The sequence below is a fragment of the Photobacterium halotolerans DSM 18316 genome (assembly GCF_000425165.1).
Lineage (GTDB): Bacteria > Pseudomonadota > Gammaproteobacteria > Enterobacterales > Vibrionaceae > Photobacterium > Photobacterium halotolerans.
Genome location: NZ_KE384319.1, coordinates 819,353 through 833,599, shown reverse-complemented (window position 1 = coordinate 833,599; position 14,247 = coordinate 819,353). Strand labels below are relative to the sequence as shown.

The 14,247-nt window shown below is 51.2% G+C and carries 17 protein-coding genes; 9 read left to right on the top strand and 8 right to left on the bottom strand.

The window, feature by feature from the left end; genetic code table 11:
- Positions 1-46 precede the first annotated feature (46 nt).
- Positions 47-466 (top strand): hypothetical protein, encoded by a 420-nt coding sequence (locus tag H511_RS0113160; protein WP_027252714.1) that lies wholly within the window; start codon positions 47-49, stop codon positions 464-466.
- A gap of 105 nt (positions 467-571) precedes the next feature.
- Here H511_RS0113160 and ampC read toward each other — a convergent pair whose 3' ends face one another.
- Positions 572-1,744 (bottom strand): class C beta-lactamase, encoded by a 1,173-nt coding sequence (ampC, locus tag H511_RS0113155; protein WP_027252713.1) that lies wholly within the window; start codon positions 1,742-1,744, stop codon positions 572-574.
- Positions 1,745-1,896: 152 nt separating this feature from the next.
- Between ampC and H511_RS0113150 the strand changes: the two genes are divergently transcribed.
- The gene (locus H511_RS0113150) at positions 1,897-2,790 is read left to right on the top strand and encodes a LysR family transcriptional regulator (protein WP_027252712.1); all 894 of its coding nucleotides are present in this window, start codon (positions 1,897-1,899) and stop codon (positions 2,788-2,790) included.
- Here H511_RS0113150 and H511_RS0113145 read toward each other — a convergent pair.
- Positions 2,782-3,702: a LysR family transcriptional regulator gene (locus tag H511_RS0113145; RefSeq protein ID WP_211225206.1), complete on the bottom strand. Its 921-nt coding sequence runs from the start codon at positions 3,700-3,702 to the stop codon at positions 2,782-2,784. The two genes, H511_RS0113150 and H511_RS0113145, sit on opposite strands and share 9 nt — an antisense overlap.
- Positions 3,703-3,842: 140 nt before the next feature.
- Between H511_RS0113145 and H511_RS0113140 the strand changes: the two genes are divergently transcribed.
- Positions 3,843-4,616: an SDR family oxidoreductase gene (locus H511_RS0113140; protein ID WP_027252710.1), complete on the top strand. Its 774-nt coding sequence runs from the start codon at positions 3,843-3,845 to the stop codon at positions 4,614-4,616.
- A 97-nt stretch (positions 4,617-4,713) separates the two neighbouring features.
- On the opposite strand, the gene H511_RS0113135 is transcribed toward H511_RS0113140, so the two are convergent.
- Complete coding sequence (locus tag H511_RS0113135; protein WP_027252709.1) at positions 4,714-5,688, bottom strand: helix-turn-helix transcriptional regulator; 975 nt, start codon at positions 5,686-5,688, stop codon at positions 4,714-4,716.
- A 121-nt stretch (positions 5,689-5,809) separates the two neighbouring features.
- On the opposite strand from H511_RS0113135, the gene H511_RS0113130 reads away from it, so the two are divergent.
- The 4 genes from H511_RS0113130 to arsB all read left to right on the top strand — a co-directional run bounded on the left by H511_RS0113130 (position 5,810) and on the right by arsB (position 8,684).
- Positions 5,810-6,478 (top strand): glutathione S-transferase family protein, encoded by a 669-nt coding sequence (locus H511_RS0113130; RefSeq protein ID WP_027252708.1) that lies wholly within the window; start codon positions 5,810-5,812, stop codon positions 6,476-6,478.
- Positions 6,479-6,541: 63 nt separating this feature from the next.
- On the top strand, positions 6,542-6,868 hold the full coding sequence (locus H511_RS0113125; protein WP_027252707.1) for a metalloregulator ArsR/SmtB family transcription factor: 327 nt from the start codon (positions 6,542-6,544) through the stop codon (positions 6,866-6,868).
- Between the two features lie 9 nt (positions 6,869-6,877).
- Positions 6,878-7,597: an arsenical resistance protein ArsH gene (gene arsH / locus H511_RS0113120; RefSeq protein ID WP_027252706.1), complete on the top strand. Its 720-nt coding sequence runs from the start codon at positions 6,878-6,880 to the stop codon at positions 7,595-7,597.
- Between the two features lie 19 nt (positions 7,598-7,616).
- Positions 7,617-8,684, top strand: coding sequence for an ACR3 family arsenite efflux transporter (gene arsB, locus H511_RS0113115; protein WP_027252705.1), 1,068 nt, complete (start codon positions 7,617-7,619; stop codon positions 8,682-8,684).
- A gap of 66 nt (positions 8,685-8,750) precedes the next feature.
- On the opposite strand, the gene phoU is transcribed toward arsB, so the two are convergent.
- From phoU to H511_RS0113090, 5 genes are all read right to left on the bottom strand, one after another.
- Complete coding sequence (phoU, locus tag H511_RS0113110; protein WP_027252704.1) at positions 8,751-9,407, bottom strand: phosphate signaling complex protein PhoU; 657 nt, start codon at positions 9,405-9,407, stop codon at positions 8,751-8,753.
- An 8-nt stretch (positions 9,408-9,415) separates the two neighbouring features.
- The gene (gene pstB / locus H511_RS23385) at positions 9,416-10,276 is read right to left on the bottom strand and encodes a phosphate ABC transporter ATP-binding protein PstB (RefSeq protein ID WP_081669271.1); all 861 of its coding nucleotides are present in this window, start codon (positions 10,274-10,276) and stop codon (positions 9,416-9,418) included.
- A 13-nt stretch (positions 10,277-10,289) separates the two neighbouring features.
- Positions 10,290-11,207, bottom strand: a complete 918-nt coding sequence (gene pstA, locus H511_RS0113100; protein ID WP_027252703.1) for a phosphate ABC transporter permease PstA — start codon at positions 11,205-11,207, stop codon at positions 10,290-10,292.
- Entirely contained in the window at positions 11,207-12,133 is a 927-nt protein-coding gene (pstC, locus tag H511_RS0113095) for a phosphate ABC transporter permease subunit PstC (protein ID WP_027252702.1), read from the bottom strand. The genes pstA and pstC overlap by 1 nt, the downstream gene beginning before the upstream one ends.
- 62 nt (positions 12,134-12,195) lie before the next feature.
- Positions 12,196-13,188: a PstS family phosphate ABC transporter substrate-binding protein gene (locus H511_RS0113090; RefSeq protein WP_027252701.1), complete on the bottom strand. Its 993-nt coding sequence runs from the start codon at positions 13,186-13,188 to the stop codon at positions 12,196-12,198.
- 196 nt (positions 13,189-13,384) lie between these two features.
- Between H511_RS0113090 and H511_RS0113085 the strand changes: the two genes are divergently transcribed.
- Together H511_RS0113085 and H511_RS0113080 are read left to right on the top strand one after the other, a co-directional pair.
- Positions 13,385-13,756 (top strand): hypothetical protein, encoded by a 372-nt coding sequence (locus H511_RS0113085; protein WP_155804868.1) that lies wholly within the window; start codon positions 13,385-13,387, stop codon positions 13,754-13,756.
- Positions 13,757-13,856: 100 nt separating this feature from the next.
- Complete coding sequence (locus H511_RS0113080) at positions 13,857-14,201, top strand: metalloregulator ArsR/SmtB family transcription factor (RefSeq protein ID WP_036759515.1); 345 nt, start codon at positions 13,857-13,859, stop codon at positions 14,199-14,201.
- Positions 14,202-14,247 lie beyond the last annotated feature (46 nt).

Below are 14,247 nucleotides of genomic sequence, written 5' to 3'. Positions count from 1 at the left end.
AAAAAAGACAACAAATTTTTCAGGCTAACTGGGGTAGGGAGGCCAAATGAAGCAGCAGGCATTGGGGATGTGTTTGACGGCGATATTAACCATTCAGCTGTCGGGGTGCGGTGTGTTGCTACACCCGGAACGAAAAGGCCAGCGGGGCGGTCAGGTGGATCCGGCTATTGCCGTTTTGAATGCGGCGGGCTTGCTCCTGTTTGTCGTGCCCGGGCTGATCGCTTTCGGGGTGGATTTGTATTACGGCACGATTTACTTACCGGGAACAGCCAAAACCTTAAGTGAAGAAGAACTGAACAGGCTCAGGACAGTCGATGGGCAGCTCCAGCCTGAACAGCTCGCCAGGTTTGTTTCAGAGCAAACGGGTCAGACTGTCCATGCTGAAGAGATGGTGTCCTATCCGGTCGGCTCAGTGGACGAGTTAACCTTTATGCTCGCTGAGGTACAAAAGAAGACCTCTTCCTAGACTGATAGCTGTGGTTGTGGTCAGCAGTAAAAAAGAGAACCCTGTGCACCCTTCGGTTTGACCGGCTGCGGGGCACAGGGCAACTGATTTTGAAGCGCGGACGAACTATTTCAGGGCAGCATTCAAAATCGCATAGGCCGCTTTGATACGTTCGGCGTTGGGGTAATTTTTGTTGGCCAGAATTACTATGCCGGTTTGCTCGGCAGGGACATACGCCACGTAAGCGCCGAATCCGCCGGTTGAGCCCGTTTTGTTGACCCAAATGTGCTCTGACAGAGGCTTGGGTGATGCGATTGCATCAATGGGCATCGGGTTGACAATGGTCTCGGTGGAATTACCCGCAAGCAAGGTGTCCAGGGTCACCGGATACGCATACATCTCCCAGGCCAGACCTTGCGTCAGGGTACTGGATCGATAGTAACCTGTCTTGGTATTCGCCAGCGCTTGCTTCATCAGAGGCTGGACAGAAACTGTCCCGATATTGGCTTCGATATAGCGCACCATATCTGCACTGGTCGATTTAACACCGTAGGCTTCGGCATCCAGAGCGCCGGGGCTGACTCTGACAGCCTCGCCAGCGGCGTTGTAGCCAAAGGCGTATGCCTGCATCTTGGTTGCCGGCACATTGACAAAGGTGCTGGACATCCCCAGTTCCGGCAGGATGAGGTTTTCTATCAGCGCCGGGTAGGCATCTCCCAGGCTCTGAGCGGCGATATAACCGAACAGGCCAATGCTCGGATTGGAGTAAAGCCTGTGGGTGCCCGCCGGAAAGGCAGGTTGCCAATCGCGGTAATAGTTCAGCATGCTCGCGTGGTTCGTGACGCTGTCAGGAAACTGAAGCGGCAATCCTCCTGCGGAATAAGTGGCTAACTGAATTAACGGCGTGCTTCCAACCGCACTGCCTTTTAGCGCTGGTAGATACTTCGACACCTGATCGTCAAACGATAGTTTTCCTTGCTGCCGGGCATAGCTGGCCAGTGTTGCGGCAAAGGTTTTACTGACCGAACCCAGTTCAAAAATAGTGTTCTCCGACACAGGCTGCTGTCGCTGAACATCTGCCAGCCCATAGCTGTAGTAATATGCTTTGCCATTGATGGTGATGCCAAACGCCATGCCCGGAATCTGGTAAGCAGCCATTAACCGCTCTGCTTGTTCATCCACGACTTGTTTGAGGGGGGCTTTATTTTCTGCCGTTTGGCTGTGAACGGGGGCGGCAGCTGATGCCAGGATTACAGCAGAGAAAATCAGTGATCTTGCATTGCAGACGGTGTTTTTCATTGTGACTTCTTCATCAATATAAGGTGAATGTTAACCATCGAAAAACCATGGACACGGAGCGGATGTTAAAGTGTGTCTTTTCGATGCACAATGTGCGAAATCTAATATGAGCATTAAGAAAATCTAGGGTCAGAGAGCCTGAGGTCACAGGAATGAATATTACCCATCTGCCGCTGAATGCTATTCGTGCGTTTCTTGTGTCGGCGAAACATCTGAACTTTACCAAGGCCGCGGTTGAATTGTGCGTGACTCAGGCTGCTGTCAGTCAGCAGGTGAAGATGCTGGAAGCACAGCTGAATGTCTCTTTATTTATTCGTCAGTCACGGGGGTTAAATTTAACCGAAGAGGGCATGATGCTGCTGCCTGTGGTGCAAGGGGCGTTCGATAATCTGTCTGATGTGCTGGAGATGCTGGCGCAGGGCATTCACCGGGAAGTGGTCACTGTGGGTGTGGTCGGTACGTTCGCAGTGAACTGGCTGCTTCCCCGAATTGCTGATTTTCAGGCGCGGTATCCCCTGATTGACCTGCGGATCTCGACCAATAACAACAGGGCCGATCCGGTGGCGGAAGGGCTGGATTATCTGATCCGGTTCGGGAAAGGCAGATGGCATGCCACGGAGGCGACTGAGCTTTTTCCCGCGCCGTTTACTGTCCTGTGTCCGCCGGGAATCGGCCAGGCATTGTCCTCACCGAGAGATGTGTTGAACCACACCTTGTTGCGATCCTATCAACCCGATGAATGGCAACTGTGGCTGAACGAAGCCAAAGTGGCAGTGCCGAAAGCAATACTGAGTGCCATAGTGTTTGATTCTTCAATCGCTATGATCGAAACGGCTATTCAGGGCTATGGTGTGGCACTGGCACCACCTGTTATGTTTGAAAGGCTGCTGATGGAAGAAAAGCTGGTGCAGCCGTTTGATATTTATCTGCATAAGGGGTCTTACTGGCTCACCAGGCTGCATGCGCAGAAAGAGAGTCAGGCGCAGATTCTCTTTAAACAGTGGTTGCTCGCCTGCGCCAATGAAGCGCGCAGCACCTCAGTGTGAGCGGCGATGCCGGACTTGGGTTTTTTCGCTGATCAGGCAGGCTTCCGCCAGCAACTGGCTGATCCATTCCTGAAACACGTTAACCCGTAAAGAGAGGTTTTTCCGGCTCGGATACAGGAACGAAAGCGGGATGGGGTTGGGTTGGTAGTCGGGCAAGACTTCCTGCAAGGTATTGTTTTCCAACAAGTGCTGGACATCATATTTCGGGATTTCAATAATGCCTATACCCGCTATGGCGCTGGCAATATAGGCTTCTGCATTGTCGACCGTGACCCGGCTTTGCATGGGCACCGAGACAGTTTCCCCATCTGAATGGTATGCCAGACTTGCCTGCTGGGCTGGCATCTGGATGGCGTAATGAATGAGATGGTGCTGACTTAAGGCTTCAATGTTTGCCGGCATGCCAAACTCAGCTAAATACGCCGGACTGGCACAGTAAATGATGGCCAGATCGCCGAGCTTTTTGCAGATCAGCTCTGAGTCTGATAATTCACCGACCCGGATCACGCAATCAACCCCTTCCGCCACCAGATCGACCAGCCGGTCTTTCATACTGAGTTCGATATTGATTTTGGGATACCGGGATAAAAAATCAGGGAGAGCCGGTATGACGATACGGCGCGCGATCCGGCTGGGCATGTCGATACGCAGTCGTCCCTGTACCTGATGAGGAGCAGTATGAAACATTCGCTCTGAAGCGTTAAATTTCTGCACGACCTGGCTGGCTGTGTCCAGATAGCGAAGCCCGTCCTGAGTTGGCGTCAGTTTGCGGGTAGTGCGGTGTAATAACTGAACACCCAGCCGGTTTTCTAGCGTCTGTATCACAGTCGAAACTGTCGATCTTGGCATATTTAACGCTTCCGCGGCTTTGGTGAAGCTGCCACTTTCCAGGACCTGAATAAAAACTTCCATTTGCTGGATTCTGTCCATCTTGCCTCTGACATTGTTCGTATACGCCGACAGGTTCTGTCAGGAAATCGGATTTATCTAGTGTAGATCACTCACTATAGTCATCCAGTGCTGTGATGAAAATGGATATAGGGAGAGAGATCATGTCTAGAAATGGTATTGAAGGTAAAGTTGTGCTGATTACGGGTGGGGCGAAAAACCTGGGGGGGTTACTGGCACGTGAATTCGCGCGGCAAGGCGCAAAAGCTGTGGCGATTCACTATAACAGTGATGAGACCCAAGCTGCCGCAGAGGAAACCATTGCGGCAGTCCGGGCTACCGGCGCAGAGGCCGTCGCGTTTCAGGCCGATTTAACCAAAGCGGCGGCAATGGAGAAACTGTTCAACGATGTTGTTGCATCCGTGGGGCGGCCTGATATTGCGATCAATACCGTGGGTATGGTGGTAAAACAGCCGATCATGGAGGTGACAGAGGCTGTGTTTGACCAATCTTGCGCAGTCAATGTGAAAACGGCCTTTTTCTTCCTTAAAGAAGCAGGAAAACATGTGAATGATAATGGCAAAATCTGCACCATTGTGACGTCACTGCTTGGCGCGTACACGCCTTTCTATGCGGCTTATGAAGGCCTGAAAGCCCCTGTTGAACACTTCACCCGATCGGCGTCAAAAGAGTTTGGTGCGAGGGGGATTTCAGTGACGGCGATCGGCCCTGGCCCGATGGATACGCCTTTCTTTTATCCGGCTGAAGAGAAAGAAGCGGTTGAATACCATAAAACGGCTGCGGCACTTTCCCCGTTCTCAAAAACCGGTCTGACTGATATCGAAGATATCGCTCCCTGGATCGTATTCATGGTCTCGGACGGCTGGTGGATGACAGGTCAGACGATTTTGGTCAATGGCGGCTATACCACGAAATAAACCATGACCGGCAGCGGGCAACCCCGGAGAATCAAGCCCGCTGTTTATCTGGCCTGGCAACAGAGCAGGGGCAGAACAACCCGGCATGTTATTCCAATCAATCAGTTCGCGGTTGACTATAATACCGTACCATCTCTTCTATGACGTCTTTCATTGCCTGACGTAATGCCTCCGGCCTGACAACCTGAACTTCCGGTCCGAATCTCAGCATTTCTACCATCGCCTGTTCGGTTTTGCCTGAGGGTAAGGTGACGCTGGTCCAGCCCGTTTCATTGGTTTGCCCAATCTGCGTGTGTTGCCGGACATAAGGCGGACTCAGGCTGCTTAGCATTTTCAGCCCTTTGGCGGTGAGTTTGATCTCGGCGGTATTTGGGTAGAGTTCAGCTTCCATCTGGCGATTGCTTTGCTGCCAGTAGGCGGATAAGTCAAAGGGCATCGGTGATTCAAAAGAGTGATTAAGGATTTTCAGATCCTGGATGCGGGCGACCCGGTACGTTTTGAACTGGCCCTCAGACTGAGCCACCAAATACCAGGTGCCAGCCTTTAACACCATACCCAGCGGATTGACGACCCGCTGGCTGCTGCCATGCCAGCTTTGATAATCAAACTTGATCTGGTTTTTCTGCCAGATTGCGTTGAACAGCTGCGGCAGGTCGCCAACGGTTTCCTTTTCTGTAAACCAGCCTGGGGTATCCAGTAGAAAACTGGACTGAAATCGTTCGGCGTGAGTGCGCAGACTGACCGGAATCGCAGCCAGTAGCTTCAGTCTGGCTTCCGACATGGCGGGCGCGAGTCCCAGTTCCTGCATCGGGCCGGACAAACCGAGCATGAACAGTGTTTCGATTTCCTGTTTCGAGAAACCATTGAGCTGTGTCCGGTAGCCTTCCAGCAACCGGTAACCCCCATTGACGCCCTGTTCGCTGTACACCGGGATGCCCAGTGCGCTCAGGCTGTCGATGTCGCGGTAGATACTGCGGACAGAAACCTGACAGTCGCGGGCGAGCTCTGCCGCGCTGACCAGATCGCGGGATTGCAGGATCATCAGAATGGTCAGGAGTCGACTGGCGCGCATCAGCTTTTCCACCGTTAAAGAAAGAAATCACAAAGAGTCAGGATAGTGTTCAAACCTGACAAAAACTGACAGGTATTGCCAATATAGTGACCCAGACTGATAACAACAACAGGAAACGACTATGTCTGATAAAGCAATGGGTAACGAACTGGTATTTTTCCATTCTCCGCATACGCGTTCGTCCAGCGTGCTGATCCTGCTCAACGAGCTGGATACGCCTTTTGAGCTGAAAGTGTTGAATATGCTGATGGAGGAAAACAGGCAACCAGATTATCTAGCGATTAATCCGCTGGGTAAGGTGCCGGCTTTACTTGATGACGGTGCCTTGATTACTGATCAGGTGGCAATCTATTTGTATCTGGCTGACTTATTTTCCTCCGGCAGTCTGGCTCCCGGCCTGAGTGAGCCGCTGCGTGGTCCCTATTTGCGCTGGATGCTTTTTTACTCCGCCTGCTTTGAACCTGCTGTTTGCGACAAAGCCATGGGGTGGGTGCCCAATGCGCAAAAGGTCAGCCCTTACGGAGACTATGACACAGTGATCCGGGTACTCATTGAGCAACTCAGAGCTGGCCCTTATTTGCTGGGAGAGCGTTTTACAGCGGCTGATCTGTTATGGGCAACAGCACTGAAATATTGCACCGCATTGGGTTCGGTTGAGCCAGATCCTGTGATTATGCAATATCTGGCGCGGGTCACCACGCGGCCTTGTTTTAGGTATGCAAACGATCTGGATACCCAGCTGGCGACTGATCATGAAACCGAACGATTGGCTCAGAAGGCTTCAAACTGAATTGACTTACGGTGTGCAAGCCAATAGACTTTTTCATATTCGAAATTTCATATATGAAAAGCCATGTGTGATGCATTGACGTTTTACAAATCACTGGCCGAGGAAACTCGGCTTAAATCATTGTTATTGCTGGCGTCTAAGGGTGAGTTATGCGTGTGCGATCTGATGTCATCGCTGGATCTGAGTCAGCCTAAAGTGTCGCGCCATCTGGCGGAGCTCAGGAAAAACGGCCTGGTCAGCGATCAACGTCGTGGTAAGTGGGTCTACTACCGGCTAAATGATCAGCTTCCTGTATGGATGCAGGAGGTTTTGACTCACACACTGAAAAACAATGAAGAACTGATTGCGGCAGAATTGCATTCGGTTTCTGCAAACCTGTGTGATTTTTAGGAGGCTGTCATGCCTGAGCTGCCAGAACTGTTGCCAAATATAGAAACGGATGAATTCCACATTCCAGAGACAGATATGCTATGCCGTCAGTATGCCACGCATCCGCCGCGCATCCTGTTGTTGTATGGCTCACTTCGCGAGCGATCGTACAGCCGTTTAGTGATAGAGGAATCAGCCCGGTTGCTAACCGCAATGGGCGCGGAAGTGCGTATTTTTAATCCCGCGGGCCTGCCTCAGCCTGATACCTGTGAGGCTTCTCACCCTAAGGTGGCAGAATTGCGGGAGTTAATGATGTGGTCAGAAGGCCAGGTGTGGTGCTCACCGGAGCGGCACGGTGCGATGACAAGCATTATGAAAAGCCAGATCGATTGGATACCACTGAGTATTGGAGCCGTCAGGCCAACACAAGGTAAAACGCTCGCGGTGATGCAGGTATCAGGAGGCTCCCAATCGTTTAACGCGGTAAACCAGATGCGTATTCTGGGCCGGTGGATGCGGATGTTTACGATTCCCAACCAGTCTTCGGTGGCTAAGGCATACATGGAGTTTGAAGAGGATGGCAGAATGAAGCCGTCAGCCTATTATCGGCGCATAGTCGATGTTGTCGAGGAATTATTTAAATTTACCTTATTGCTCCGTGACAACAAGGATTGGCTTGTTGACCGCTATTCCGAGCGTGTAGAAAGTGCTGAAAAGTTATCTGCACGTGTTAACCAGCGAAGCATCTGATTGAGATAGAGAATCTGACATGACAAATACACAAGCCCGCGTGGATGTGTCTGTATCCGATAAAATGCGTTTTCTGGACAGGTATTTAACCGTCTGGATTTTCTTAGCCATGGCGGCCGGTGTCGGTCTGGGAGTGGCCTTTCCCGGGGTGGCACAATGGAATGAATCGATGTCAGTGGGAAGCACCAATATTCCGCTGGCGATTGGCTTGATTCTGATGATGTACCCGCCGCTGGCGAAGGTGAACTACAGCCTGCTGGGGGAGGTGACCCGGGATAAGCGCGCCATCACCCTGTCACTGATCATGAACTGGATTGTCGGTCCGGTTCTGATGTTTTCACTCGCGGTGATTTTCCTGCGTGATCAGCCGGGATACATGGTCGGGCTGATTTTGATTGGTCTGGCACGTTGCATTGCCATGGTGCTGGTGTGGAATGATATCAGTGGTGGTAACAAAGAGTACGGGGCCACCCTGGTTGCCCTGAACAGTGCTTTTCAGATTTTGACCTACAGCTTAATGGCCTGGCTGTTTATTACGGTACTGCCGCCACTGTTCGGGCTGCAGGGGTTTGCGGTTGATATTACAATCATCGACATCGCTGAGAGTGTCTTGATTTATCTTGGCATCCCTTTTCTTGCGGGCTTTCTGAGCCGCAAATGGCTGGTCGCCGCCAAGGGCGAGGATTGGTACAACCAGGTCTTTATTCCGCGCATTTCACCGATCACCCTAATTGCTCTGCTGGCGACCATAGTGCTGATGTTCAGCCTGAAAGGTGAAATGCTCATCGAGCTGCCAATGGATGTGGTACGGGTAGCGATACCGCTGGTGATTTATTTCCTGATCATGTTTTTTGCCAGTTTCTTTATCGGCAAGAAAATGGGCTTACCTTACGATCAGAACACCTCTATTGCTTTTACCTCATCAGGCAATAACTTTGAGCTGGCCATTGCGGTGTCGATTGCGGTTTTTGGTCTGAATTCCGATCAGGCTTTTGTCGGTGTGATTGGCCCACTGGTGGAAGTGCCGGTTCTGATTGCCCTGGTGAATGTCGCACTGAAAATGAAACGTAAGTATTATCCTGCCTAGTCGGTGCTTATCACATCAGACTCACGCTTAGCTTCTCAGCGTGAGTCTGATATTTAATGGTGGAATTTACCGGTGAATGGCACCTTTGACCATGAAGTGAACATCCTTGGCGATATCACTGATGTGATCCCCGGCTCTCTCCAGCCCTTTGGCAATGAATAACAAATCGACCTGCTCCTGTGTATTGCTGTTGATATCACTGAAGCCATCAATTAAAGCGGTATAAAGGCTTTTATACGTGGCGTCTAAGGTTTCATCACCCTCCCAGACCACATCGGCCTGGATAACATTGCGGTTATTGTAGGCTTCCAACACATTTTTCAGCATGGCAACGATCTGGGTGTGCATCGCATGAAACTGATGGTTCAGATCATGATCAAGCCGACGCTTGAAGTGGCCGGATTTGACTGCCATGGATTTAGCGTAATCACCCACTCGCTCAAGATGGGACGCCATCCGCATTGAACACAGAATAAAGCGCAGATCGTCGGCAACTGCATGCTGTCTGGCCAGCACTTGCGCACCGTGAAACTCAATATTTGCCATGTATTCATTGGCCAGACGATCGTTTTCAATAACATTTTGGGCTAGTTGAGGGTCTGGCGCATCAAAGATCACCAGCGCCTGCTCCAGCTCATGCAGGACAATGTTGCCCAGCTCGTTTATCTGGCGCTGAATCTGTGCCAAGTCCCTGTCAAAGGCTTTTAACGTATGTGCTGTCATCATTTTCCTTAACCAAACCGGCCGGTGATATAGTCTCGGGTTTTTTCATTCTCCGGTGCACTGAACAGCTTGCTGGTTTCAGAGAATTCCACCATCTCACCCATGTGCATGTAAGCCGTATAATGGGATATCCGGGCGGCTTGCTGCATGTTATGGGTAACTATCACGACAGTGATCTCTTTGTGCAAATCACTGAGCAAGTCTTCGATTTTGGCGGTAGCGATGGGATCAAGCGCTGAGGTGGGTTCGTCAAGCAGCAGTAAGTCCGGTTTGGGGGCCAGCGCCCTGGCGATACACAGCCGTTGTTGCTGCCCCCCGGAAAGACCGTAGGCAGAAGTGTGCAATCTGTCTTTGACTTCATCCCACAATGCGGCGCTGCGCAGAGAGTATTCGGCTCTTTCTTCTAATTCCGCTTTATTGCGTATACCGCGGATGCGCAGACCCGCCACGACATTTTCATAAATGGATTTGGGAAACGGATTCGGTTTCTGGAACACCATACCGACAGTCAGTCGCACCAGCTCGGGAGCCATGGTGATCAGGTTGTGACCGTCCGGATGGAGAATAATCTCCCCGTCGTAACGATTGCCCGGATAGAGATCGTGCATCCGGTTAATACTTCTGAGCAGCGTGCTCTTACCGCAACCGGAGGGACCGATAAGGGCGGTAATCTTTTTATCTGCAATGGGCAGGCTGACCCCTTTCAGGGCCTGGACTTTACCGCCGTACCAAAATTGCAGATTCCTGACTTCGGCCCGTAATGGATCCGAGGTGTGTGTCGATTGCGCGGAAGATCCAGGCTGCTGGCGGTTAGCGGTCGGGTGAGATTCTGACTTAGGGGTCACTGACGTAATCACTTGTTTAAACATAAAAACCTCTCTGTCACTTCATGTTACGACGCAGTCGGTAACGGATATAAATGGCGATGCCGTTCATCAGTATGGTCATTGCCATGAGCACCACACCGGTCGCTGCGGCGTTGATGTGAAAATCCGCCTGAGGACGAGATACCCAGTTAAATAGCTGAATGGGCATTAATGTGAAAGGACTGGAAAGCCAGTCAAAATTAATGAATGGCGGCTCTGCCTGGAAGGGGGACTCAGGCAGAAAGGCGATAAAGGTCAGTGCGCCTATAGTGATAACAGGTGCGGCTTCACCAATCGCCCGGGCCAGGCCGACAATGGTGCCGGTGAGAATGCCGGGTCTGGCGGCAGGCAGTACATACAGCCGGACCGTTTGCCATTGATCGGCGCCCAGTCCGTAAGCGGCTTCACGCAGTTCCTGCGGGATACTGCGGATAGATTCACGCGTTGCCACTATGATGACGGGAAGAATGAGCAGCGCCAGCACCAGTCCGGCAGTCAGAATGCTTTCGCCCAGACCAAAGCCGTAAATAAAAAGCCCTAAAGCCAGCAAACCGTAGATGATGGAAGGAACACCGGCCAGGTTGCTCACGTTGATTTCGATAATGTTCGTCAGCCAGTTTTTCGGTGCATACTCCTCCAGATAGAGGCCTGCGGCAACCCCAAACGGAATGGCGATCGCGGCAGTGACAAGCATCACCAGACTGGTACCGACCCAGGCCGATAAGATGCCCGCCCGTTCAGGGTGGCGCGAAGGAAAGTTGGTGTAAAAAGAGGCGTCAAAGAGGCGTGGCCAGCCTGAATACAGCAAATCAATAAAAACGCTGACCAGAAGCGACATTGCTATCAGTAAAATAGCAATGCCAATACCGGCAATGATGAAGTCGGTGCGTTTATTTCGTCCGACTATGTCATTGAGTGTTAAAACCTGGTTCATCAGTATGCCTCCCTGAAGCGGCGGCGAAGGTAGAAGCCTATAATGTTGAACAGCAGCGTGATCAGGAAAAGCACCAGACCTGCCGCAAACACCGATTGATAGGCGATAGTGCCGTGTGGCAAATCCCCCATTGCCATCTGTACGATAAATGAAGTGATGGTGGCCGCGCCTTCTGTCGGGTCAAACCCGAAGCGCGGATTTTGTCCGGCCGCAATGGCGACTACCATGGTTTCGCCTACTGCTCTGGACATGCCGAGAATGCAGGCGGCGGTAATCCCGGACAAGGCCGCGGGGATCACAACATGGGTGGCAACCCGAAAACGTGAATAACCCAGCGCATAGCCCGCCTCTCTTAACTGCATGGGAACTGAACGCATGGCATCTTCACTGACTGACGCGGTATAGGGCAAAATCATGATGCCCATGACAATACCGGGTGCAAGCAGGTTGAAACCGGATAATCCGGGCAGGAAGGTTTGCAGTAAAGGGGTCACGAACAGCAGGGCAAAGAAACCGTAAACAACCGTCGGAACACCTTCTAGCAGTTCCAGAAAGGGTTTAACCGTTTCACGCACTTTGTCATTTGCGTATTCACTGAGGTAAATGGCCAGTCCCAGACCCGCCGGAATAGCAACCGCCAGCGCAATACCGGCCACTGTCAATGTGGCGGAGACCAGCGTCATGACACCAAAGTGGGCGTTTTCAAACATGGGTGTCCACTGGGTATCGGTTAAAAAGTCGGTGATTGCGACATGCTGGAAGAAGGGCAGGGACTCTGAAATCAGTACATAAACAATTCCGACTGTTACCAGCACAGAGGTTAACGCTGCCAGCATTAGCACATACCGACTGATGTTATTCCACAACGCCCTTCGTCTTAAAAAGGCCTGTGAAACGGGAGCCGCAGAGGAAGTTAATGGGTTCATTCGACAACCTTTAAACACAAAGGAGCGGACCTGTCAGGTCCACTCCAGTGAATTGATGTGAATTATTTTGGGGTACGGGCAAGCAGCTCTTCAATCCCAATACCGACTTCAGCGCCATGGAATACGCTGCCGGTGCGGCGGGCTTTGAAGTTGTCCTGAGCCAGCTTATACGCCTTTTCCGGCAGTGGCACATAGCCCACTTCTTTCACCAGCTGCGGCGCATGATCTTCACTCATGAAGAAGTTAACGAAACGCTCTACATGCGGTTTATTGTCAGCAGACTGCTTGTTGACGTAGATGAAAATAGGGCGGGAAAGCGGCTGATAAGTCCCGTTTTTAGCCGTTTCTACGCTGGGTGAAACAGCTTTGCTGCCATTCCAGGAGATGGGCGCTGCTTTGAGTTTGTTTTTGTTTTCTTCATAGTAGGCCAGACCAAAGAAACCCAGCGCATTGACGTCACTGGCGACCCCCTGAACGATGACATTGTCATCTTCACTGGCGGTGTAGTCGCCGCGGCTGGATTTACCTTCAACAACTGCCTCGACAAAATAGTCATAGGTGCCGGAATCGGTACCCGGACCGAAGAGTTTTAACGGGCGATCCGGGAAAGAAGCGTTGACTTGCTTCCAGCTGGTAATTTTTCCCTGAGCCGCCGGCTCCCAGGCCTTTTTCAGATCTTCAATGTTGAGGTGTGTCACCCAGTTATTCTCAGGGTTGATCACAATGGTGAGTGCATCCAATGCGGCAGGCAGCTCGATAAATTCGATGCCGTTCTCGGCACAAATCTTACGTTCTGAGTCTTTGATCGGGCGAGACGCATTTGAGATGTCTGTTTCTCCGCGGCAGAATTTTTTAAAGCCACCGCCGGTACCAGAGATACCCACAGTCACCATGGTTTTTCCTTTTTCCTCGATCTGGAATTCTTCTGCCATGGCTTCGGCGATAGGGAAAACCGTGCTCGAACCATCGATTTTAACCAGTTCACGTGCGTGGGCACTGGTAGCGAGAGTGGCAATGCAAGCGCCTAGCAGTACAGTAGGAAGGGTGTTGTTCATGACATTTCGCTCCGTTTGATTTGTCATTGGTTTGGTTCACCCAATAAAAGCTACAAGCTGTTTGTGACAGACAAATGAAGATTTATTTGCATATATGGTTATGTGGATGTGCTTCTGTGTTTTCGATTTCATCGCTTGCGGCTTCACTGGTATTGCGTCATTTTTCTGGCACCCTGATCAATCTTTTATTGTGGTTATGAACAAGAAAACAGTGATTATTCTGGGATACCCCAGTGTGGCTATGGCAAAGATTGCCGGAGAGCTGCTGCACCGGCTCGCCGGTGGTTACTATCAGGTCTGTTACTATGCAACGGAGGACGCATCGGTCAGTGATGACAGCCTGGAAGAGCTGGGCTACTACGATTGTATCGCGATAGAGCCCACCCATAACCTGGCTAAATCGTTTGATTATGTCATTGATATCAATTACGCCTCGTACCGGTATCAGTTGTCTGTGGCTGCCGGGTGCCGGCATGTGTACTGGGAAGTCGAAACCAGTTCAGATACGGCTGTGCATTTAAAGCAGCAGGCCGACTTCTTCATCAGCCGTTTTCTGTATGGTTGTTAACCTGATCTTTTTTGTGAATGTTTGATGAAGCGGCGCATTCAGCATTGACCTTGGTGATGTTGAACGTAATATATCCGCCTCCCCGACTATGAGGTACCCCATGCTATTGCCCCATCAGTTTTTTAAATTATTGTCAGATGAAACCAGGGTTCGCTGTCTGCTGATTATTTCGCGTGAGGAACAGGTGTGTGTGGCAGAGCTGACAGAATCTTTGCAGCAAAGCCAGCCTAAAATCTCACGCCATCTTGCGATGCTGCGTTCCAGCGGTGTGGTCACTGATACCCGACAGGGACAATGGGTATTTTACCGGCTTTCTGACAATCTTCCGGGCTGGATGAAAAAGCAAATACAGGGGCTGGTTGACTCTAACTGCCTCAAGAGTCAATACCATCAGGATATTGAGCGGTTACGGGCTATGGCGTCCCGTCCTGCCTGCTGCGTGTAGTGGCAAAAGAAAAGCCTGTTGCTTTGCTGCTACAGGCAACAGGCTG

Excerpts from the sequence above, each read along its gene's own strand:
- H511_RS0113160 (WP_027252714.1), top strand. The coding sequence starts at position 47 with ATGAAGCAGCAGGCATTGGGGATGTGTTTGACGGCGATATTAACCATT.
- ampC (WP_027252713.1), bottom strand. The coding sequence starts at position 1,744 with ATGAAAAACACCGTCTGCAATGCAAGATCACTGATTTTCTCTGCTGTA.
- H511_RS0113150 (WP_027252712.1), top strand. The coding sequence starts at position 1,897 with ATGAATATTACCCATCTGCCGCTGAATGCTATTCGTGCGTTTCTTGTG.
- H511_RS0113145 (WP_211225206.1), bottom strand. The coding sequence starts at position 3,702 with ATGGAAGTTTTTATTCAGGTCCTGGAAAGTGGCAGCTTCACCAAAGCC.
- H511_RS0113140 (WP_027252710.1), top strand. The coding sequence starts at position 3,843 with ATGTCTAGAAATGGTATTGAAGGTAAAGTTGTGCTGATTACGGGTGGG.
- H511_RS0113135 (WP_027252709.1), bottom strand. The coding sequence starts at position 5,688 with ATGCGCGCCAGTCGACTCCTGACCATTCTGATGATCCTGCAATCCCGC.
- H511_RS0113130 (WP_027252708.1), top strand. The coding sequence starts at position 5,810 with ATGTCTGATAAAGCAATGGGTAACGAACTGGTATTTTTCCATTCTCCG.
- H511_RS0113125 (WP_027252707.1), top strand. The coding sequence starts at position 6,542 with ATGTGTGATGCATTGACGTTTTACAAATCACTGGCCGAGGAAACTCGG.
- arsH (WP_027252706.1), top strand. The coding sequence starts at position 6,878 with ATGCCTGAGCTGCCAGAACTGTTGCCAAATATAGAAACGGATGAATTC.
- arsB (WP_027252705.1), top strand. The coding sequence starts at position 7,617 with ATGACAAATACACAAGCCCGCGTGGATGTGTCTGTATCCGATAAAATG.
- phoU (WP_027252704.1), bottom strand. The coding sequence starts at position 9,407 with ATGACAGCACATACGTTAAAAGCCTTTGACAGGGACTTGGCACAGATT.
- pstB (WP_081669271.1), bottom strand. The coding sequence starts at position 10,276 with ATGTTTAAACAAGTGATTACGTCAGTGACCCCTAAGTCAGAATCTCAC.
- pstA (WP_027252703.1), bottom strand. The coding sequence starts at position 11,207 with ATGAACCAGGTTTTAACACTCAATGACATAGTCGGACGAAATAAACGC.
- pstC (WP_027252702.1), bottom strand. The coding sequence starts at position 12,133 with ATGAACCCATTAACTTCCTCTGCGGCTCCCGTTTCACAGGCCTTTTTA.
- H511_RS0113090 (WP_027252701.1), bottom strand. The coding sequence starts at position 13,188 with ATGAACAACACCCTTCCTACTGTACTGCTAGGCGCTTGCATTGCCACT.
- H511_RS0113085 (WP_155804868.1), top strand. The coding sequence starts at position 13,385 with ATGAACAAGAAAACAGTGATTATTCTGGGATACCCCAGTGTGGCTATG.
- H511_RS0113080 (WP_036759515.1), top strand. The coding sequence starts at position 13,857 with ATGCTATTGCCCCATCAGTTTTTTAAATTATTGTCAGATGAAACCAGG.